The sequence below is a fragment of the Nitrosomonas sp. genome, from assembly GCF_019752415.1.
In the GTDB taxonomy this organism is placed as follows: domain Bacteria; phylum Pseudomonadota; class Gammaproteobacteria; order Burkholderiales; family Nitrosomonadaceae; genus Nitrosomonas.
This window is the reverse complement of record NZ_JAIEME010000045.1, coordinates 1-19,604: the sequence shown is the minus strand read 5'-3', so window position 1 is coordinate 19,604 and position 19,604 is coordinate 1. Positions and strand designations below refer to the sequence as shown.

At 46.6% G+C, this 19,604-nt stretch carries 17 protein-coding genes and 1 riboswitch; of the genes, 12 read left to right on the top strand and 5 right to left on the bottom strand.

Features of this window, described 5'->3' with window-relative positions:
* The 3 genes from K2P83_RS08485 to K2P83_RS14325 form a co-directional block, all read left to right on the top strand.
* On the top strand, window positions 1-1,024 hold a 1,024-nt coding region (locus tag K2P83_RS08485), incomplete at its 5' end, for a M20/M25/M40 family metallo-hydrolase (RefSeq protein ID WP_292928215.1).
* A 353-nt stretch (window positions 1,025-1,377) separates the two neighbouring features.
* Window positions 1,378-1,875: a hypothetical protein gene (locus K2P83_RS08480; protein ID WP_292928213.1), complete on the top strand. Its 498-nt coding sequence runs from the start codon at window positions 1,378-1,380 to the stop codon at window positions 1,873-1,875.
* Between the two features lie 85 nt (window positions 1,876-1,960).
* The gene (locus K2P83_RS14325; protein ID WP_363279469.1) at window positions 1,961-2,119 is read left to right on the top strand and encodes a toll/interleukin-1 receptor domain-containing protein; all 159 of its coding nucleotides are present in this window, start codon (window positions 1,961-1,963) and stop codon (window positions 2,117-2,119) included.
* A gap of 357 nt (window positions 2,120-2,476) precedes the next feature.
* Here K2P83_RS14325 and K2P83_RS08475 read toward each other — a convergent pair whose 3' ends face one another.
* Entirely contained in the window at window positions 2,477-3,349 is an 873-nt protein-coding gene (locus K2P83_RS08475) for a hypothetical protein (protein WP_292928211.1), read from the bottom strand.
* A gap of 101 nt (window positions 3,350-3,450) precedes the next feature.
* On the opposite strand from K2P83_RS08475, the gene K2P83_RS08470 reads away from it, so the two are divergent.
* Window positions 3,451-4,119, top strand: a complete 669-nt coding sequence (locus K2P83_RS08470) for a DUF1614 domain-containing protein (RefSeq protein WP_292928209.1) — start codon at window positions 3,451-3,453, stop codon at window positions 4,117-4,119.
* A 59-nt stretch (window positions 4,120-4,178) separates the two neighbouring features.
* On the opposite strand, the gene K2P83_RS08465 is transcribed toward K2P83_RS08470, so the two are convergent.
* On the bottom strand, window positions 4,179-4,874 hold the full coding sequence (locus K2P83_RS08465; protein WP_292928207.1) for an FxDxF family PEP-CTERM protein: 696 nt from the start codon (window positions 4,872-4,874) through the stop codon (window positions 4,179-4,181).
* A gap of 296 nt (window positions 4,875-5,170) precedes the next feature.
* Between K2P83_RS08465 and K2P83_RS08460 the strand changes: the two genes are divergently transcribed.
* The 5 genes from K2P83_RS08460 (at window position 5,171) to K2P83_RS08440 (ending at window position 7,756) form a co-directional block, all read left to right on the top strand.
* Window positions 5,171-5,410, top strand: coding sequence for a hypothetical protein (locus K2P83_RS08460; RefSeq protein ID WP_292928205.1), 240 nt, complete (start codon window positions 5,171-5,173; stop codon window positions 5,408-5,410).
* Complete coding sequence (locus K2P83_RS08455) at window positions 5,407-6,162, top strand: fused MFS/spermidine synthase (RefSeq protein ID WP_292928203.1); 756 nt, start codon at window positions 5,407-5,409, stop codon at window positions 6,160-6,162. The genes K2P83_RS08460 and K2P83_RS08455 overlap by 4 nt, the downstream gene beginning before the upstream one ends.
* Window positions 6,163-6,390: 228 nt before the next feature.
* The gene (locus K2P83_RS08450; protein WP_292928201.1) at window positions 6,391-6,519 is read left to right on the top strand and encodes a hypothetical protein; all 129 of its coding nucleotides are present in this window, start codon (window positions 6,391-6,393) and stop codon (window positions 6,517-6,519) included.
* A 554-nt stretch (window positions 6,520-7,073) separates the two neighbouring features.
* The gene (locus K2P83_RS08445) at window positions 7,074-7,616 is read left to right on the top strand and encodes an NADP oxidoreductase (protein WP_292928217.1); all 543 of its coding nucleotides are present in this window, start codon (window positions 7,074-7,076) and stop codon (window positions 7,614-7,616) included.
* A gap of 11 nt (window positions 7,617-7,627) precedes the next feature.
* The gene (locus K2P83_RS08440; RefSeq protein ID WP_292928199.1) at window positions 7,628-7,756 is read left to right on the top strand and encodes a hypothetical protein; all 129 of its coding nucleotides are present in this window, start codon (window positions 7,628-7,630) and stop codon (window positions 7,754-7,756) included.
* Between the two features lie 409 nt (window positions 7,757-8,165).
* Here the strand turns inward: K2P83_RS08440 and K2P83_RS08435 are convergent, their stop codons facing one another.
* Window positions 8,166-11,183, bottom strand: a complete 3,018-nt coding sequence (locus K2P83_RS08435) for an EAL domain-containing protein (protein ID WP_292928197.1) — start codon at window positions 11,181-11,183, stop codon at window positions 8,166-8,168.
* Between the two features lie 731 nt (window positions 11,184-11,914).
* Between K2P83_RS08435 and K2P83_RS08430 the strand changes: the two genes are divergently transcribed.
* Window positions 11,915-13,096: a Ni/Fe hydrogenase subunit alpha gene (locus tag K2P83_RS08430; protein ID WP_292928195.1), complete on the top strand. Its 1,182-nt coding sequence runs from the start codon at window positions 11,915-11,917 to the stop codon at window positions 13,094-13,096.
* A gap of 133 nt (window positions 13,097-13,229) precedes the next feature.
* Here the strand turns inward: K2P83_RS08430 and K2P83_RS08425 are convergent, their stop codons facing one another.
* Window positions 13,230-14,189, bottom strand: coding sequence for a calcium-binding protein (locus tag K2P83_RS08425; protein WP_292928193.1), 960 nt, complete (start codon window positions 14,187-14,189; stop codon window positions 13,230-13,232).
* 253 nt (window positions 14,190-14,442) lie between these two features.
* Entirely contained in the window at window positions 14,443-15,402 is a 960-nt protein-coding gene (locus K2P83_RS08420; protein ID WP_292928191.1) for a calcium-binding protein, read from the bottom strand.
* A 716-nt stretch (window positions 15,403-16,118) separates the two neighbouring features.
* On the opposite strand from K2P83_RS08420, the gene K2P83_RS08415 reads away from it, so the two are divergent.
* Together K2P83_RS08415 and K2P83_RS08410 are read left to right on the top strand one after the other, a co-directional pair.
* Window positions 16,119-17,852 (top strand): PQQ-dependent sugar dehydrogenase, encoded by a 1,734-nt coding sequence (locus K2P83_RS08415; RefSeq protein WP_292928189.1) that lies wholly within the window; start codon window positions 16,119-16,121, stop codon window positions 17,850-17,852.
* A gap of 145 nt (window positions 17,853-17,997) precedes the next feature.
* Window positions 17,998-18,217, top strand: a riboswitch (cobalamin riboswitch).
* 140 nt (window positions 18,218-18,357) lie between these two features.
* Window positions 18,358-19,604, top strand: a 1,247-nt coding sequence (locus K2P83_RS08410; protein ID WP_292928187.1) for a TonB-dependent receptor, incomplete at its 3' end; no start/stop codon positions are given.

Below are 19,604 nucleotides of genomic sequence, written 5' to 3'. Positions count from 1 at the left end.
CCAGATTTGGCAGCAAGATGTCGGCGTACCGAAAGGAAATATCACACTACGCAATGTGATCGGCATTTTGCCGGGCACCAACCCGCAACTCGCCGGGCAAAGCCTGATCATCGGCGCGCATTACGACCATCTTGGCATGGGCTGGCCGGACGTGCGTGCCGCGCATCAAGGGAAAATTCATTACGGTGCGGATGACAATGCCAGCGGCATCGCCGTAATGCTGGAACTCGCCCGCCAGATTGTGCCGAAATGGCAGCCGGAACGCACCATTATTTTTGTCGCTTTCACCGGAGAGGAAGCGGATTTTCTCGGCTCCAAGCATTACATCCGCAATACCAAAAATTATCCAACCGACAAAATCATCGCGATGCTGAATTTGGATACCGTCGGGCGGCTGGGGAACAATCCGGTCACCGTGTTCGGCACCGGCACCGCGCGTGAACTGGTGCATGTTTCCCGTGGCGCAGGCTTTGTCACCGGTATTCCCGTCAACGCCGTGCAAGATGACTTCGGTTCCAGCGATCAAGCCGCTTTCATCCAAGCCGGCGTGCCCGCCGTGCAATTCTTCGCCAGCGCGCACGAGGACTACCACGCCCCCGGCGACACCGTGGACAAAATCGACTCCGCCGGATTGGTCAAAGTCGCGGCCATCCTCAAAGAAGCCACCGAATACCTGGCCAATCGCATCGAACCGCTGACTGTCACATTGCCATCGCAAACCACGCAAGCCGAACCCGCAGAAGCAAAAACCAAAGAAAAACGCACAGCCAGCCTCGGCACCGTACCGGATTTCTCCTACCCAGGAGAAGGCGTACGCGTGGACAGCGTCATCCCCGGTTCCCCGGCGCAACAAGCGGGACTACAACCGGGCGACATTTTGATTCAACTGGCTGGGCAGCCGATTAGTGATTTGGCATCGTATGCTAATATCCTGCGAACGCTCAAAGCGGGAGAGAAAGTGGAACTGCAGTATCGAAGGGATGATGCGATTATGGTAACCGAGACGGTGTTGGTGGAAAGGTAGTAGCATTGTTGCTAATTCCAGAAACAGTTTGTTTGCTTCGATTGTTAGAACAGCAACCCCAATGACTGCACATCCGCCGAAGAAATCTTGTCATCAAAAATAATAGAGTGTTACCCTATGAAATATTAGTTTTTCCATGCTTAGACGATTGTGCTCGCAATTTTTTCTCACGGATCGAATCGAGTAAATTCTTAATCGATCGTATTTGCTTCTATGAACTGTCTTATTCAATTTATCAATTGATATTAAAAACATGATGATAGATAATATTCACTGTGATTACACGACATTATCGACAGGATTATTGGACAAAATGTCTTATATATTACGTTAGCCCTTTAGGAAGAAACCTGATGGATATCACAGCCGTACAAGCCATGATGGGCAGCCTAAAGGCTGCCACGGACATATCAAAGGCGCTCTTTGATCTCAAGACAACAGCCGAGGTTCAGAGCAAGGTTATCGACATTCAGAGAGCCTTACTTGCTGCGCAAAGCAGCGCTTTGGAGGCAACAAATGCGCAGTTCTCACTTCAGGAGCGTGTACGAGAATTGGAGTCACAGCTAAAGAACTTCGAAGATTGGGTTCAGCAAGAACAGCGATATGGCTTGGCAAACCCATGGCGTGGTCCGGCGCAGGTTTATGCTCTTAAGAAGGAGCATGCGAACGGAGAGGAACCCCACTTTTTATGCACGAACTGCTTTCACAACAGAAAGCGCGTCATCCTTAATCCGCTTACCAAGGACGGTTGGGTTCATATGGTTTGCCCCGCATGTAAATCCGACGTCACGACCGGCTTCCGTGGCGTTGGCGCACCAAAGTACGCTGAGGACTGCGTGCGTGAGGGCTAACAAATCATTCCAGCGGACCGCCTTCGGCGGCCGCTGAATTCAAACGTTAGCCCTCAAGAGACTCCAATTTACATAATCACTTCCAATGCCAATCTTTATTAGCTACTCACACAAAGATAAGCTGTTTGTCGATCACCTTGCCATCCAGTTAGTTCGCCGAAACGTGAATGTATGGCTCGACAGATGGGAATTGTCTGTTGGTGATTCTTTAGTTGGGAAAACAAGGGGTCAGGTCGCGAATTAAGAACGAATTAAGAATATAACCGATGAATTTTTTTACGACCTGATGATGAGGGCGTTACTTGTTTTGGATTTGTGACCCGGCACGTCGTAATTGACACTGGTTATGTGCTATCAATTGCATCCAACAACAATTAGGGCTATTGTGCGCAAGAATAAAGAGTAAGAATTCGTGATTCTAGACCTGACAGCTTTTTACTAACCATATAATTTGATAGTTGCTTAAAAACAAAGTTTAGCAGCTGTAAAAAAGTGAAAATAGTACGCCTATATTGCTTTAAGTGCACAACACAGCGTCATGCACTTAAATGATTAATTTATATTGCAGTGATCGCTACTGCAATCAGTTTCTTGTAAACGGCTATCGCTTTGAACCTAGGTTTACAAAACGGCCATCGATATTACTCCAAGACTCATTAGTAACTGCGTTGTAGATCGTATTAGCATCGGTGGCAAAACAATCCGACACGACCTGGTTGGTGGTCGTGCTATTTAGCGCGAATGTTACCGGAGGTGTGATGGTTACTCCGGGCACATCTGTAATTCCACTCAGTGCCGATGTGATGTCGAAACATACATTGGTATTGATTATCAAATTGGCGTCATTGGCCGGAACATGGATGGTGCAATGTTTGCTATTTGCAAACGCTTCGGTAGCTGATTGAAATGGATTGGGAATGCCAGGGATATCGATGCTAATCCCGTTAATCGGCGCTGAGATAACTGTGGTACTAGTTATTACCGAAATACCTGTTGGTGTCGACTGTCTCGGTGTCGAGCAAAAATTATTGTTGGCAGGGAGCGGTATACAAGTTCCACCCGTCGTGACATTGACAACATTACCGCTTTGCGAAAATGACATTCCAGCAGGTGCATCGGCTGTATCGCAAGCAGGAATGCTGCTACTCCCACCGGTATCAATGATCCCCGCTATCAATTCCGACAATCCTGCAATCCTTGTTGGTACAGTCCCATACGGCCCACCCAACACATAAACACTATTATCATTCTTATTCACCCCAGCATAAATGCCCTTGTCTGGGTAAAACCGGTATAGCCAAGGCTCAATGCTTTGTGTCACCTGATGATTCGGGAAAAAATCCGGATAAGTATTTTCAGCCCAATTCAGTAGCTTTTCAGTATCGGTGGTAATATCGGCCGACAAGAAATTTGCATTACTCATCAAGATAACCGTGCAGGTCGAAAGAATGAATTGTTTTATCGATTTTTTCATAAAAAATTTTCCTGATTTGTCATTATAGTGATGTTGTTTTATTGGAAAGGATATCACAAATCACAGTATCACCAAGAGTAGCCCCCCCCTACCATACTACGATGAAAAATTATTTCTCCCCCGGTCATCTGATATTTTTCGTTCTTCTGCTAGGCGTCATGATGGCGCTGATTCAAGTGGAGTTGCTGTCATTTGCTTTTGCGAAACTGGGTTTGCCGCCGGCATTGGGATTGGTGGTGCTGTCTCTTTCCTTGCTGGGCAGTGTCATTAATTTGCCGGTGACGCGGATTAAAAGCCAGGTACCCATACGGGAATTCACGCAACCGGCATTTCTGGGATTGCTCAGAGTGCCAGTGCGCCCATTTCACAACGAAACACAGATTTCCATTAATCTTGGCGGTTGCCTGATACCGGCAGCATTGTCGCTTTATTTGTTTTCCAATAGCCCATTGAGCCTGTCTTCCACATTGCTGGGAATTGCACTTATCACCATGATCAGCTATTTTTTCAGCCGCCCGATTCAGGGGCTAGGCATTGGCATGCCGATACTGGTCGCGCCTGTCAGTGCGGCGCTGGTTGGTCTAATACTTAGCCCGGAACACAGCGCACCGCTCGCTTATATCAGCGGCACATTGGGGGTATTGATCGGTGCTGATCTGCTGCATATGAAAGATATTTCCCGGCTCGGCACGCCGTATGCATCCATCGGCGGCGCAGGTACTTTTGATGGGATTTTCATCACCGGTATTGTCGCGGCATTGTTGGCTTGAAAATCAAATGCGCACAAAAAACCCCGCCGCAGCGGGGTCAGTAACGTTCTTCCTAGAAATTAGGCTGTTTCTTGCAGTTTCTTTCGTTGTGCAGCAAACCCCAACAAACCAAGGCCAGCTAACAACATCGCGTAGGTTTCTGGTTCCGGAATGGCTGCTATGGCATCGATCTCGCCTTCGCCAGGAGAGTAAAAACCGCCAACCAGACGGTCTCCGGATACGACCGTGAAGTAATTATAGGAACCCGTGAAAGACCATTGTGACGTCCAGTCGTCAGCATTCTTCAAGGCACTGGAATCATCTACACCTTTCACCCACACATGGGTGATATGCCCTTCTTCGAGCAATGCGCCTGTAGAATTAGAGCCAAAAATGCGAAATTCAAAAGCTTCCCAAGGCTCATCACCGGTGTTGCCGGCAGCCCAGCCATGGTCGATTGCCGGAATGGCGAGGACAGAACTCAGTGCGGTGGCGCTATACACCACGATGGCCGGATCATACTGGAGCCAATGATGGTCTGCCGTGCTCATGGCGGCGGCAGGCGTAAAACCATCGCCGCCCCAAGTTGATCCATCCGCCCAGCCGGTGGCGCCATTACCACCACTCGAATAACTAAGATAAGCGGTTGGTGACACCTTGCCGCTATTCACTGTAACGGTATCAATCAATGTTGCACCACCAATTGTGGTTGTAGCAAAAACAGAAGATGCTGATGCGGTAAATATGGCGGCAGTTATTAAAGCTCGTTTAAACATAAAATCACCTCATAAAAGAATCATTCAAAATTCAGCGCCGTAACCTTCACGGAAAATACTTAATTCATTGTTTTTTAACCATCCTATCTAGTAAACTGAAGTCTAACACATAGAAAATTTCTATTTAAAACGAATTCCCTATATAAAACCACTTATTTTGTCTTGATCCCTATGGGAAACAAGACACTCTAGGTTTTACCGCATTAATTCAATCCATTTCTGTAATTATCGGTAACGCATTTATAATCGGCACACCCTTCTGGAAATTGATTTGCACGAAAAAATCGCGAAGAAAAATGATGATTAAACCTAAAATCTTCCCCACGCCATTCAGTGGATGTTTTGGCTGCTACATGTCTTTTCTCGACACAGACGAACATCTGGCCGGTCTGCTAGAACACGTTGAGTTGATCCGCCCGCCGTTGATCGACATTAAACACTGCTGCCCGTTCGATTTCGGCTTGATTGAGAGCGGCGTGTACAACGCAGAAAGCGTGCCAGTGTTGCACCACTCCTCCACACCAAAAACACAATGAGTTTTTCTATCGATATCTGCGAAAAAGCTGGTGTACGCACATTGCATTTTGGCTCTGACTGGATACAGGGCGCAATGCGCATCGGGCGCCCATGGCATCTGGAACTCGACTACACCCGGGAAATGATGTCAAGCCTGTTGCTGAGGGACGATGCGCGCTTTCCGCGCAAAGTACTGCTGATCGGTTTGGGTGCGGCATCGCTAACCAAATTCCTTTATCGCTACTATCCGCTAGCGAAATTGACCGTGGTTGAGATTGAACCGCGCGTGGTGGCGGCAGCGAGGCAATTTTTCAAACTGCCGGAAGACCCGCTACGGCTGAATATCGTAATCGCAGACGGCTCAGAGTATATCGTCGAACACGACAAAACTTACGATTTGATTCTGGTGGATGGCTACGATGCTGATGCGCGTCCCGGTGAACTGGATATGCTGCCGTTTTACCAGATGTGCCGCACGCGCTTGAACAATAACGGCATCCTTGCGGTGAACCTGCTGGGACGCAGCCGCGGGCATCAAGCCAGTCTGGAACGCATTAAAACATCGTTCGACGAGCGCGCACTGGCTTTCCCGTCCTGCGACAAAGGCAACGTCATTGCAATGGCCACGACCGGAGAGAAAATTAGAATTCCACTGGATGAACTGAAAGTACAAATACTCAAATTGAAGGAAAACACCGGACTCAATCTGCTACCGACGCTGGCGCGTCTGGAACAGGCAAAATCATGTCCGGGCGGAATCCTTACGATTTAACAAAAGGTAAAAGAGCTCTGCTTAGGGAGCAGGTCACTGATTGAAGAGATTGTCGATAATTTATATTCGTGATTCTAGGAAACCAACAGCCTCACTTTCCACAACTGGATCAGTGGTGTTTACACATCTGAAATTGATACGATTTATGTACAAGCGTTTGATGCGACGAACAACCTGCTCGGTTCTGTCACTTCATCTGATGAATTTATCAGCCTCAACTTCCCCGGTATGGCACGCATCACTTTCGATGATTTCGTTGATGGCGATGGGTATGTGTTGGATGAGTTGCAGTATACAGTCACTGCAGTGCCTACGATTGTATTTTGCAGAGTGAAGCGCCACAAAACCATTGCTTAACGGAAAAATCCAGGACAAATCTCCGAGATTTCTTCCGTTAAGAGTCAATCACCACCCACATTACCAATGGTATCGGGTTACTCGGGAAATGCTGATCAATTCGATGAATGTGATGAAGCGCAAGGTGCACGAAGCAAGTAAGTGCCAGGTCCAGAATCAAGAATCCTTGCTCTTTCGAACAATAACCCCAAATAAAGAATAAAAATTTGATGGCATTCCAATTCTCGATGGAAACGTAATTATATTAATTACTCTTTCCGTTGATAATTGGAATCAGATTTTTAAATTTGAAAGCAATAAATGGATTGTCAAACACTCTGACAATCGATTCAGGCAAGCTCATTCCGAGCTCAAAGTATCGACTTCCTGGGCCAGGCCTTGAACAACTGCATAAAATGCTTAAAAATTATTGATCTATTGAATTAGATCCTTCCAGATCCCTTACAACTTCTTAAACCACCAAGAGCGGTGCCCCATGTACAAGACTGAACTGTTTGATGCCGTGCTATTATTTGGTCATGCTGGATGAACACTTTCTGCCGCGAAGAAGAATGATGATAATACCCAAAATCAAAATTGCCACCACGTCGCTCGCCGGTTGCTTCGGCTGTCACATGTCTTTTCTCGATATGGATGAACGCTTGGTCAGTTTGCTCAAACACGTCGAGTTTGACCGCTCGCCGTTCACCGACATCAAACACTGCGGTTCTTGCGACATTGGTTTGATTGAGGGCGGCGTATGCAACGCGGAAAACGTGCATGTGTTGCGCGAATTCCGCGCCAATTGCAAAACACTCATTGCTGTCGGCGCTTGCGCCATTAATGGCGGCGTGCCCGCGATGCGCTATTATTTCGATTTGCAGGATTGCTTGCAGGAAGTGTATCTCACAGGCACCGGCGTCATGAATCCGCAGATTCCCGGTGATATTGAGTTGCCGCTGTTGCTGGATAAGGTATATCCCATCAGCGAAGTCGTGCGCATCGATTATTTTCTGCCCGGCTGCCCGCCCTCCGCAGATGAGTTTCTGCAAATCCTGGAACCGTTACTGGCTGGGCAAAAACCAGTATTTTCCAAACTCCATTTGCATTACGACTAAATCAAAAATCAATGGAATCGGATAAACCATCACTGCTTGCCCCCCGGCGTATTGCCATTGCTCCAATTACCCATGTCGAGGAGCACGATAAAATTACTTTGCTATTGAATACAGGCAACCCTATCCGGGAAGCACGATAGCATTTCATCGCGTTTCGTGGTTTCGAGAAATTTATCATGGCCGCTTTATTGAGAGTACCGCTTTTTTGTGCAGTGTTTGCGCGGGATCTGCCCGTTAAATTACCAGTTGGCGTCAACTGAAGCCGTGAATCAACTGGTAGATGTCCGGCAACTCAAACTAGTCACGGCCAAATTGCGCCGTTTCTACATTTTTTCCAGATTTTGCAGACTTACTGAAACCAGCAATCAACCGTTTGAACCTATTCGCCCGGACGATTGCAGAATTGGCCGGTATAAAAAAATTACACCCAGCATATTGAGGAAGTAATTCAGTTTCGCAGGTTGCAATACACATTTAAACACGGATACCGCCAAAATACAGATGATTTAATTTCTCCGAGTTATTTTCCGTTTTTTGAATAGGGTTGGTTTATTTGGGTAGAATTTTACTGGGTCTGCCAAAGTTATAGCCCTGTGCAAAATCAATACCCAAATTTTTGACCATTTCAAAGGTGTCTTCATCCTCAACGTATTCCGCCACGGTTATTTTTCCTAAGCCGTGCGCCACATCCACTATCGCTTTAACAAAAACTTGGTTATCGCGATTATTTTTCAAGTCTCTGATAAATAGACCATCTATCTTCAGAATCTCTACCCCTAAATACTTAAGATAGCCAAAGGTAGAGAAGCCGCTGCCAAAATCATCCAAACAGACTTTACAACCTGTTTGATGGATGGATTCGATAAAACGCTGTGCATCTTGAATGTCAGAAACGGCAGCTGTTTCCGTCAATTCAATAATCAAGCGACTTGGCTCGACATTTTGTTCCATCAATAAATTTCGGATATAAATTGGTAATGAAGGTTCATCGAATGTTCGTCCAGAAATATTGATCGCCAGTGGCGGTAAATTAAGGTCATTGACCAGCCTCTCGATGCTCTGTTTCATGACCCAACGATCAATATCCAAAATTTGACCACTTTTCTCAGCGATCGGGATGAATTGACCCGGCATGATCAAGTGACCCGGTTGCTCCAGATCGCGCATTCTGATCAGTACTTCAACATGACTAAGCTTTCTATCACTAGTCGCATAGATGCCTTGAAAATGCAGTTCGAACAGATCTTGTTCCAATGCCTGGGTAATCCGGTTACGCCACGTCATTCTTTGTAACATAGCCTCCGAGTCATCGCGTAACGAATCATAGATTGCCCAAGTATTTTTGCCCTGAGTTTTGGCCTGATACATGGCAGTATCTGCGTGCGCTATCAAATCTTCTGTTGTTTCGCCGTGCTCTGGAAAGATTGCCACACCCAAGCTGCTAGTCAAACGAATGTTGGTGCCGTGAAAGCGCAATGGAATTGCTGAAATGGCGGTGACGATACGAGAGGGTAAAGCGCTGATATCTTCGTCTGGCAGAATAATACTTAGTATGGCAAACTCGTCACCACCCAAACGAGCGAAAATCTCGATTTGCCGGACTATGCTGGATATTTCTCCAGCAGCCCTAACTAATACCGTATCACCTGCGCTATGACCGAAAGTGTCGTTGACATATTTAAAATCATCCAGATCAAAATACAGCAACGCAAATTTACCTTTGTTGCGCAGGCAGCTTGCGATCAAAGATTCGAGTTGCTCTTGAAAACGATTCCGGTTATAAAGTCCGGTTAAAGGATCACGTTCGGCTAAATACAACAGTTGTTGAGCAGTTTGGCGTTCTTGAGTAATGTCCTCATAAATCCATAATCGACCCAGTATCCTACCCTCCGCATCTTCGACAGGATAGGACAGTTGGGTAAGCATACGGCCGTCGCTTAGTTCTAATTCGAAGCGTTCGCTAATTTCATGAGTATCCTTGACATTAAGGACATATTTGGAGGCATGAACCGGCTGTGAGAAGCATTCCGTGGATCGTTCCAGCACCGTTTTCGTAGGCATGCCTGTTAGATCGTCATGCTCGTTGACTAACCACATTCTTAGAAAAGCAGGATTTACGTATTCCACCCGATGATCGTTATCTTCAAACAAAATACCAATATTCATAGCTGCAAGCAGTGCACCCATGCGGCTTTGTTCGCGCTCCGCCAAAACGCGTAGTTCGCGTTGATGATTTTCAGATATCTTTAATTCTTCCAGAGAGTGGCTCAGAGCCTCCTCGCTTTCTTTTAAAGCTATTTCCCTGGCTTTACGTTCCTCAATATCGGTGTGTGTACCCAGCATGCGCAACGGGCGCTTTTGCTCATCATATTCCACCAATTTTCCGAGCGACAATATCCATTTCCAGGTGCCTTGCTGGGTAAGTTGCCGAAATTCAACTTCGTAGTGTTCGCGCAAACCGTTGACGTATTCCTGATAAATTCGATACACCTCCTCACGATCATCCGGATGCAATCGATCTCGCCATTTATTGCTGTTTTCTACAAATGTATCAGAGGCATAGCCAAGCATCAGTGCATATTCTGGGCTTACTAATACTTCACCTGTTTGTACGTTAAGATCCCAAAGACCCTGTTTTGATGCTGTTAGCGCCAGGCGCAGACGAGATTCACTCTCACGCAGCTCCCGATCAGCACTCCTGCGCGCGGTCTGGATACCGATGATCGCACAGGAGATCAGAGAATTAGTGGCAACAAAAACACACAAAATTAAGTGATCTAGCGAAGAAGATCCTTTTGCAAAGGGGCCTAAGCCTTGGGCAGTACCCCAAGCTGCTATCATGGAAATAACCGCAGCTGCTAGCAAACTCTCTAATACACCTAAACGCAAACTTGCCCAAATCAATGGAGGAAGCACTAGAAAAGCCAATGATAGCTTAAGTGCTCCGATTGCCAGTCCACTTCCAAATACAGCCCACGCAATAACTGCACAGATAGTGATGACCAAGACGGATTCGACCTTTGAAGCTTCACTGTAAATAGTTGTATCTTTATAATGAGCGGCCCATACCATCAGTAACGGAGAAAAAATCAGTATGCCCACGATATCGCCAAACCACCAACCCAGCCAGCCTTGTTGTATTTGATCCGCAGTCAAATTGCCGCTGGTAAACAAAGCCAGCACACCAAAACTAGAGGGCAGTAACATGCTACTTGGCACGATTATGACAAAAGCCAATATGTCGCGGCTACGAGCAAAATCATTGTGGAACCCTGCTACTTGCTTGAGTAATATTGCAGCCAAGATTGGCCCGAAGGTATTACCTAATGCAATGAGACTAGCAGTGGGTAGCGTGAGGTCACCAGTGGTTAGATTGATTGCAAATGCACCAAGAAAAATACCAGGCCAGCACCAAAATCCCCAGATCATGAGTGTCGCTAGGGCGATTCCGGTTGGAGGCCAGAACAAGGTGATGCTCGATCCCATATAGGGAAAAATTAAACCCAATTTTCCGGTTATAAAATAACCTGTCGTCAATAAAACAATCCCCGCGACTTGAAATGCCACTGATGCAAATTTATTTTTTTTTATTAATGCCAACATTAAATTTTTAACTGCCTATCCTGAATAAGACAATTTTTACGTATACCATTAGAATCACCCAGAAATTGGAGGATTAATTCAATCCAATTGAATCCAACTCTCCATCCTTTGCTACGTAAAATATTCGCGTGAGCAAGCTTTATAAAAATGGCGTAACTGTACTGGTGTTTGCCGCAAAATATCGACGTATGGTATATGATAATACAACTGGCTAGACGCTACGAAACGTTTATCTTGAGCTGGGAAAGCGTTATCCGCTGAAACTTCTGGAGATAGGATCCGGCAAGGATCATGTATTTTTTCTGATGCAATCTGTCCTCAGCTACTACGTTACAATTTTGGCCGGGGAACTCTGTGGTAATAGTTATTTCTCTAGTACTGTTGGTCGTCATGGTGATGTATATAAAATCAAAAATTATGTTAAGAGCAAGTTACACGAAGATATGAAGTTGGCACTGCTTTAATCCGAATCCCAAGTACTTCACCTCTTGGGACGATGATCTTGATTCGTATAGCGAAAATCCCAAGGGTTTTCCCGAGTTGTATAGTCCGCATTGGAAAAACACCAATATGGACTATACAGCTTATGGAGCTGCAGAAAAATAGTTATTATGTACGGGTTGATATATTGCTTTGTGTAGATTCCAGAATATCGTCGACAAGTATTTTTCAAACTCTCTACGGCTAAACTATTTATGGAACCCGATCATCCATCACCACTTGCCACCCGGCGTATTGCCATTGATCCGATTACCCGAGTCGAGGGGCATGGCAAAATCACATTACTGCTGGACGACAACAATCACATCATCGAAGCGCGGTTGCATATCGTCGAATTTCGCGGCTTTGAGAAATTCATCCAAGGCCGTCCGTACTGGGAAGTGCCGTTTTTCGTGCAACGGCTGTGCGGCATTTGCCCGGTCAGTCATCAATTGGCGGCGGCGAAAGCGGTTGATCAAATCGTTGGTGTGCGGCAACTCACGCCAACCGCAACCAAGCTGCGCCGTTTGTTGCATTTCGGCCAGATTCTGCAGTCGCACGCGTTGCATTTTTTCCATCTTTCTTCCCCGGATTTCCTGTTCGGCTTCGGCAGTGATCCGTTGCAGCGCAATATTGCAGGTGTTTTGGAGCAATACCCGGAAATCGCACTAAAAGGCGTCAAGCTGCGCAAATTCGGTCAACAAATCATCGAAGCGATCACCGGCAAGCGCATTCACGGCACCGGCACCGTGCCCGGCGGTATGAACAAACCGCTGACAATTTCTCAACGTGATGCGCTGCTCGCCGACATTGATAATATCCTGCAGTGGAGCCAGGAAGCGCTGGCGCTGAATGAGCAAATCCACACCGCGCACCTGGAGCACCGCGATTTTGGCACCCTGCACAGCAATTATCTCAGCATGACCGGAGCAAACGGTGAACTAGAGTTCTATCACGGCGGATTGCGCGCGCGTTATGCCGATGGCGCCCCTATTTTTGATCAGTTTGATTACTGCGATTACCAACAGATGCTGCGGGAAGAGGTGCGTCCGTGGAGTTACATGAAATTTCCCTATCTCTCGGCATTAGGGATCGAACAAGGCTGGTATCGCGTTGGTCCGTTGGCGCGCATCAATAATTGCGACACAATTTCAACACCTGTGGCAGAAATGGCACGACAGCGTTTCAAGGCATTTGGTCAGGGTGGATTAGTGCATGACACGCTGGCATATCACTCGGCGCGCATGATTGAACTACTACACTGTACTGAATCAATTCACGCCCTGCTGCACGATGCGGACATCACCGGCACAGAATTGATGGTTGAGAAAGGTGAGCATCAGCCGCAAGGCATCGGCGTCATCGAAGCCCCGCGCGGCACACTGTTCCATCATTAATTAAGCATAAACTGCGCTTTTTCACCTGTTTTTCCCTTGCATCGGCTGCCTCGAATACGTTTTTCAACAGCCTGCTAGAAACAAAAAAACTCCGCCGCCATTCGTTTGGATGACGGAGTTTAGAGGGGTTAGTTTAAATTACTAAGAAATCAGCGGCTGATAAAGGAGGGGCACCGCTAAGGATAACAAAGACTTGTGCTCCACCGGCGAAACCGCCATTAGAATCATACGACAACTCACCATTCGTGGTGTTATAAACCAGGTAGTCATTGGCATCTACCGCAGTGCCGGTTGCATTGGCACGGAAGTTAGCCGCAGCAACAGCGCCTGGAGCAAAATTGAAAAAAATAAAACTCTCCAACTCAATGGTATCCGCAGGAGCAAAGAAGCCATTAATCAGATCCACGTTGGTGGCACCGAGTGGCGTGTCGAACAGATAGCGATCGTCAGCGCCTAAACCGGCAAAGAGGATATCGTTGCCCAGACCGCCGACGAGATAATCATTTCCAGTACCTCCAAAAATAGTATCGTTACCATCGCCGCCAAAAATCGTATCATCGCCTGCGTCGCCACTTAAAGTATTAGCAGCGTTGTTTCCAAAAATGTCGTTGTTATTGCTGTTACCGGTACCATTGATTGCGGCAACGCCACCCAATTGAAGGTCTTCAATGCCAAAGCCTAAGGTATGCGTGGCAGCAGTAGAAAAAACAGTATCATTGAGACCTCCTTCCACAGTATTCACGGTCTCGGCGGCAACATCTCCCAAACTGTCGACAATATAGAAATCGCTCTGGTTGCCGCCATCCATACTGTCTGCACCCGTGCCGCCATCTAAAGTGTCAGCGCCAGAACCGCCGAGCAGATTGTCGTTACCGCTATCGCCAAAAAGATTATCATTTCCGCTGCCGCCAATAAGTTGATCATTTCCGCTACCGCCAAAAAGGAGGTCATTTCCGCCCCTGCCGTCCAGGATGTCATTACCTCCGAGGCCGCTGATAACGTCGACAACAGGGGTGCCGATTAAACTAAAGCGAAAAGCACCGCCATTGAAAGTGTTGTTGTCATTAAAGTTTGTACCATCGATAATTGCCATTTTGGTTATCTCTGTATTTAATTAGAAGAAATCAACAAATTTATTCATTAATATTCTTTGCAAGTAAAATAATAAATTAATTATATTAAGTACTTGAATCGCTTTAATAGCGATTATTACGCGCCAGGATTGTTACAACAGGCATTAATATAATAGCACCATAGATTCTATTTGGTATGATTTTCTGGGCGAACTTTATAAACAAAAAACTCCGCCATTCTTCGTTTGAATGACGGAGTTTAGAGGGGTTAGTTTAAATTACTAAGAAATCAGCGGCTGATAAAGGAGGGGCACCGCTAAGGATAACAAAGACTTGTGCTCCACCCGCAAAACCACCATTAAAGTCATACGACAACTCACCATTCGTGGTGTTATAAACCAGGTAATCATTGGCATCTACCGCAGTGCCGGTTGCATTGGCGCGGAAGTTAGCCGCTGCAACAGCGCCTGGAGCAAAATTGGAAAAAATAAAATTCTCCAACTCAATGGTATCCACAGGAGCAAAGAAGCCGTTAATCAGATCCACATTGGTGGCACCGAGTGTCGTGTCGAACAGATAGCGATCGTCAGCGCCTAAACCGGCAAAGAGGATATCGTTGCCCAGACCGCCGACGAGATAATCATTTCCAGTACCTCCAAAAATAGTATCGTTACCATCGCCGCCAAAAATCGTATCATCGCCTGCGTCGCCACTTAAAGTATTAGCAGCGTTGTTTCCAAAAATGTCGTTGTTATTGCTGTTACCGGTACCATTAATTGCGGCAACGCCACCCAATTGAAGATCTTCAATGCCAAAACCTAAGGTATGTGTGGCAGCAGTAGAAAAAACAAAATCGTTGAGACCTCCTGCCACAGTATTTACGGTTTCGGCGGCAACATCTCCCACACTGTCGACAACATAGGTATCATCCTGGTTGCCACCATCCATACTGTCTGCACCCGTGCCGCCATCTAAAAAGTCAAAGCCAGAACCGCCGAGCAGATTGTCGTTACCGCCCCCGCCAGAAAGACTATCATTTCCGCTGCCGCCAATAAGCCGATCATTTCCGCTGTCGCCAAAAAGTTGATCATCCCCGCCCCTGCCGTCCAGGATGTCATTACCTCCGAAGCCGCGGATAAGATCTGCGACAGCGGTGCCGATTAAACTAAAGCGGAAAGCGCCGCCATTGAACGTGTTGTTGTCATTAAAGTTTGTACCATTGATATTTGCCATTTTGGTTACCTCTGTATTTAATTAGAAGAAATCAACAAATTTACTCATTAACATTCTTTACGAGGGAAATAATATAATTAATTATATTAAGTACTTGAATCGCTTTAATAGCGATTATAATGCGCCTGGATTGTTACAATAGGCATTAATATAATAGCACCATAGATTTTATTTGATGTAATTTTTTATGGCTTGTGTCATGCAATGCAAGTTCATGGAATATCTCGCGCAGATGCTTGCACAACATTTCAAATATCCGCTTCCTACTACGCTTCTTTGGAATGAATACCACATGGTATTTACCAGCACATGGAAATTCAGCGATGAGTGTTTCTCTCCGGTGATGTGCACTATTCCTTTACCGCAAAGGCCTGCTTAAAACATCAAAGTGGCATAAATTCCCATCACAACTGAGCACTGCTTCCTGGTCAGCGCTGGTTCGTCGAAGTCGAATTGCTGAAAGTGGGAAAAACTGATTTACGTGTAACATCTGAATGTAATCTGAGATTAGTAGCGTTTGCCAATGGCTCACCGATCAGCCATACTTTGCTAATCTGCAAGAATAATCAGTGGATCTTCCACTAGCCTAAGTAGAGTTGCAAATCACTGTTACAACACAACGGACAGAATACCATTAGAAACTTCCAGCTCGTTTTTGCCAGAAAAATGAGCAACTGAACCTAAGAAATTAAATTTCACTATCAGGAGGTCTCAAAATGAAATTATATTATTTAACATTGCCCTTCTTCTTATTACTATTCGGTATTGCAGTCAACGCAGCAGAGATTAATACCCATTCAACGACAGTAAGCGCATCAGTAGATTCTGCAGGACACCGCCTGGATGATCCGATTCCAAACCCGATTCAGAAAGGCTCCATCCGGGTAAGATTGAAACAAATTGCAACCGGTCTTACTGCACCCAACTGGGCGATTCCTATTCCAGGTGCGACAGACCATTTATATGTCAGTGATCAGGATCGAAAAATATGGCGTATCGATTTGACTACAAATAACAAAGAAATTTTCTTCGCTTTCTCTGCGTCCAATCAGGTACTGCTGGGAGCATTTGGCAGCGAATCCTATGATGAGCGGGGTTTTCTAGGTTTTGCTTTCCATCCCCGGTACGTCGAGAATGGTTTGTTTTATATTTATGATTCAAGAATAGGGAGTGATGCCATCGATTTTTCCACCATTCCCCCTGGTGCCACAGCCAATCATCACTCCGTCATTGAAGAATTCCGCGTTATTTCTCCAAGCCTGAATGGCCTTCCTGAGTCAATTCAACAGGAAAGAATTTTACTGACGGTAGATCAGCCCCAGTTTAACCACAATGGCGGAGCGCTGAATTTCGGTCCGGATGGTATGTTATTTGTCGCATTAGGTGACGGTGGTGGCGCCGATGATCGTGATGGTCAGGATTTTATTGAAGGCCCAATGATCGGCCATGGCAACGACGGCAATGGTCAAAACCCCAATAACCCGCTTGGTAGTTTACTGAGGATAGATCCGGCAGGAAATAATTCAAGCAATGGAAAATACGGGATACCAAATGATAATCCATTTGTCGGTTTAAGTTCGGCTTTGCCTGAAACCTATGCCTACGGTTTCCGCAACCCGTTCCGTTTCTCATTCGATTCCAAAACTGGCGCGCTGATACTTGCCGATGTGGGTCAAAACAGCATTGAGGAAGTGAACGTAGTTCAACCCGGCGGGAATTATGGTTGGGGATTGAAAGAAGGCAGTTTCCGCTTTGAACCCAATGGTAACGGTTCAGGGTTTGTCACCGACGGCACGGTTGCGGGAGATTTTATCGATCCAATCGTGCAGTACGATCACGATGAGGGTATCGCTATCATTGGCGGTTTTGTCTATCGCGGCAATGCCCTCCCTGCTTTACAAGGAAAATATGTGTTTGGGGATACAGCGAAGACTGGCAGTGGTGATGGCCGACTCTTTTATTCTGATGGTAACGAAATTTTGGAACTGGATCTGACCGAACTCGATCAACCTGGTTTTTGGGTACTTGGTTTCGGGCAAGATGGCGATGGCGAACTGTACGTGCTCGGCAACACTACTGGTACTCCTTTTGGAACCACCGGTGCAGTGTACAAACTGGTTCCCAATGCCAGTTTTGATTCCGCCATGCTTGAGATACCTGCCATCGATGTCAAGCTTACTGATGGCAATAGCAGTGCTTATCGCGCTCGCTTACAGTTTGTTCCAAATAGCGATCCAATGCGGTTCGAATTGGTTCAAGCTGAAAAATTAGCCGATCGTTTCCGTGGCGATGGCGCTATCTTCGATCGGGCTACTAGCACACTCAATCTCCCGTTTATCAATGTTTATGATGCTAACGGTAAAATATCCACTTATGCAGCCGAGCTTCAGCAGGTATCCGACACACCAACCCTGACCTTTGAGTTAAAACTGGCAACGCTTGTGAAATAGGAGCGTATAAGTTACACATTCACGCAGGCCTGTTTTATGACCATCAATCGATCCCCCGCTTCTTTTTATGAGCAGCGGGGGATCGGTTAACATAGAATCCAAGAAAACCGTCAATTCCTTGACATGCCTGTCACGTATCCTGTAAGTTCACATCCTCATTTTTGGTGCCTTCAAATTTCCTTCTTGAAGGTTAAACGGGAAGCTGGTGCGTTCTGATTGGATTCAGGCAATGCCAGCACTGCCCCCGCAACGGTAATTGAGTTAACAATCTGCATTACGCCACTGTGTAGCAACACGGGAAGGCGCAGATCTGGGATTTATTCCGCTCATGAGTCCGGAGACCGGCCCGAAGTGACCATTACTACGGTATCGCGGAGGGCGATCGGTGGCAATATGATCAGCTTTTATTTTCCAGGCTGATCCACTTGTCCATTCCAAGTCTCCCTTCTGCATTCCTTATTTATTGAATTTATCAACGCGCGGGTGTGCGCGAAGGAATCAGATCATGCAAAAATGTCGTTTACCGGCAATTGCTGTGCTATTACTTGGTACGGCAACAGGTTTGTCTGCAGCCACTGCAGAACATCAGGAAAAACCCGTTATTGTCACGGCCACACGCACGGCACAAACTGCCGAGTCTTCGCTGGCTTCAGTGACAGTCATTACACGTGCAGATATTGAACGTCAGCAGGCACGGTCGATTCAGGATCTGTTACGCGGTGTACCCGGCGTGAGTATTTCCAATAGCGGGGGGGCCGGCAAGAATACATCAGTTTTTATGCGTGGCACAGAATCTGATCATATTCTGGTGATGATCGATAACATCAAGGTCGGCTCGGCCACATCCGGCACGACTGCGTTTGAGAATATTCCCATTGAACAGATTGAGCGTATCGAGATTGTGCGTGGGCCACGCTCCAGTTTGTATGGTTCTGAGGCCATCGGCGGTGTTATCCATATTTTCACTCGCAAAGGTGACAGTGGCGGTCTCAAGCCGAATTTTGGTTTTGGCGGCGGCACCTATGGCACGCTGGAGGGCTCAGTGGGCTTGTCGCAAAGGGGTACGCAAGGCTGGTTAAATATGAACGCAAGCGGAATTGGCACAAAAGGATTCAATGCGTGTACCGGTTCCGATACGGCAGGTTGTTTCACTAATGAGCCTGACCGGGATGGTTATCGCAATGTGGCGGGCAGCATGCGCGCGGGTTATCGGTTTCAAAATGGACTGGAAATTGATGCCAGTTTTATGCATTCTGCGGGGAAAACCCAGTTTGATGGCAGTTTTGTCAATAAGGCGGTCTTGGCACAGCAGGTTCTTGGCGGCACAGCACGGTACTCCCCGGTAGATTTCTGGCGCATTAATCTGATTGCTGGCCGCAGCCGGGACGATTCAGACAATTTCCTAGGCACTGCTTTTCAAAGCCGGTTTAACACCCAACGTGATACGGTTACTTTATTAAACGATTTCACCGTAGCCAAGAACCAACTGTTAACAGTCGGCACTGATTATCAGAATGATCATGTCAAAAGCACGGAAGCCTTCACTGTCAACTCGCGTACTAATTGGGGTGTATTTGCTCAGCATCAGGCAACTGTTGTCAAACATGACATTCTCCTATCTCTGCGACACGATGATAACCAGCAATTTGGCAGCCGAGTGACCGGCGGTGCTGGCTGGGGTTATCCGCTCACTGAGAATATTCGCCTGCTGGCCAATTTCGGTAGCGCTTTTAAAGCTCCCACATTTAATGA

Coding starts and splice junctions, on each gene's coding strand:
- K2P83_RS14325 (WP_363279469.1), top strand. CDS start 1,961: ATGCCAATCTTTATTAGCTACTCACACAAAGATAAGCTGTTTGTCGAT.
- K2P83_RS08425 (WP_292928193.1), bottom strand. CDS start 14,189: ATGGCAATTATCGATGGTACAAACTTTAATGACAACAACACTTTCAAT.
- K2P83_RS08480 (WP_292928213.1), top strand. CDS start 1,378: ATGGATATCACAGCCGTACAAGCCATGATGGGCAGCCTAAAGGCTGCC.
- K2P83_RS08415 (WP_292928189.1), top strand. CDS start 16,119: ATGAAATTATATTATTTAACATTGCCCTTCTTCTTATTACTATTCGGT.
- K2P83_RS08475 (WP_292928211.1), bottom strand. CDS start 3,349: ATGAAAAAATCGATAAAACAATTCATTCTTTCGACCTGCACGGTTATC.
- K2P83_RS08460 (WP_292928205.1), top strand. CDS start 5,171: ATGATGATTAAACCTAAAATCTTCCCCACGCCATTCAGTGGATGTTTT.
- K2P83_RS08470 (WP_292928209.1), top strand. CDS start 3,451: ATGAAAAATTATTTCTCCCCCGGTCATCTGATATTTTTCGTTCTTCTG.
- K2P83_RS08455 (WP_292928203.1), top strand. CDS start 5,407: ATGAGTTTTTCTATCGATATCTGCGAAAAAGCTGGTGTACGCACATTG.
- K2P83_RS08450 (WP_292928201.1), top strand. CDS start 6,391: ATGGCACGCATCACTTTCGATGATTTCGTTGATGGCGATGGGTATGTG.
- K2P83_RS08440 (WP_292928199.1), top strand. CDS start 7,628: ATGGAATCGGATAAACCATCACTGCTTGCCCCCCGGCGTATTGCCATT.
- K2P83_RS08430 (WP_292928195.1), top strand. CDS start 11,915: ATGGAACCCGATCATCCATCACCACTTGCCACCCGGCGTATTGCCATT.
- K2P83_RS08420 (WP_292928191.1), bottom strand. CDS start 15,402: ATGGCAAATATCAATGGTACAAACTTTAATGACAACAACACGTTCAAT.
- K2P83_RS08465 (WP_292928207.1), bottom strand. CDS start 4,874: ATGTTTAAACGAGCTTTAATAACTGCCGCCATATTTACCGCATCAGCA.
- K2P83_RS08445 (WP_292928217.1), top strand. CDS start 7,074: ATGATAATACCCAAAATCAAAATTGCCACCACGTCGCTCGCCGGTTGC.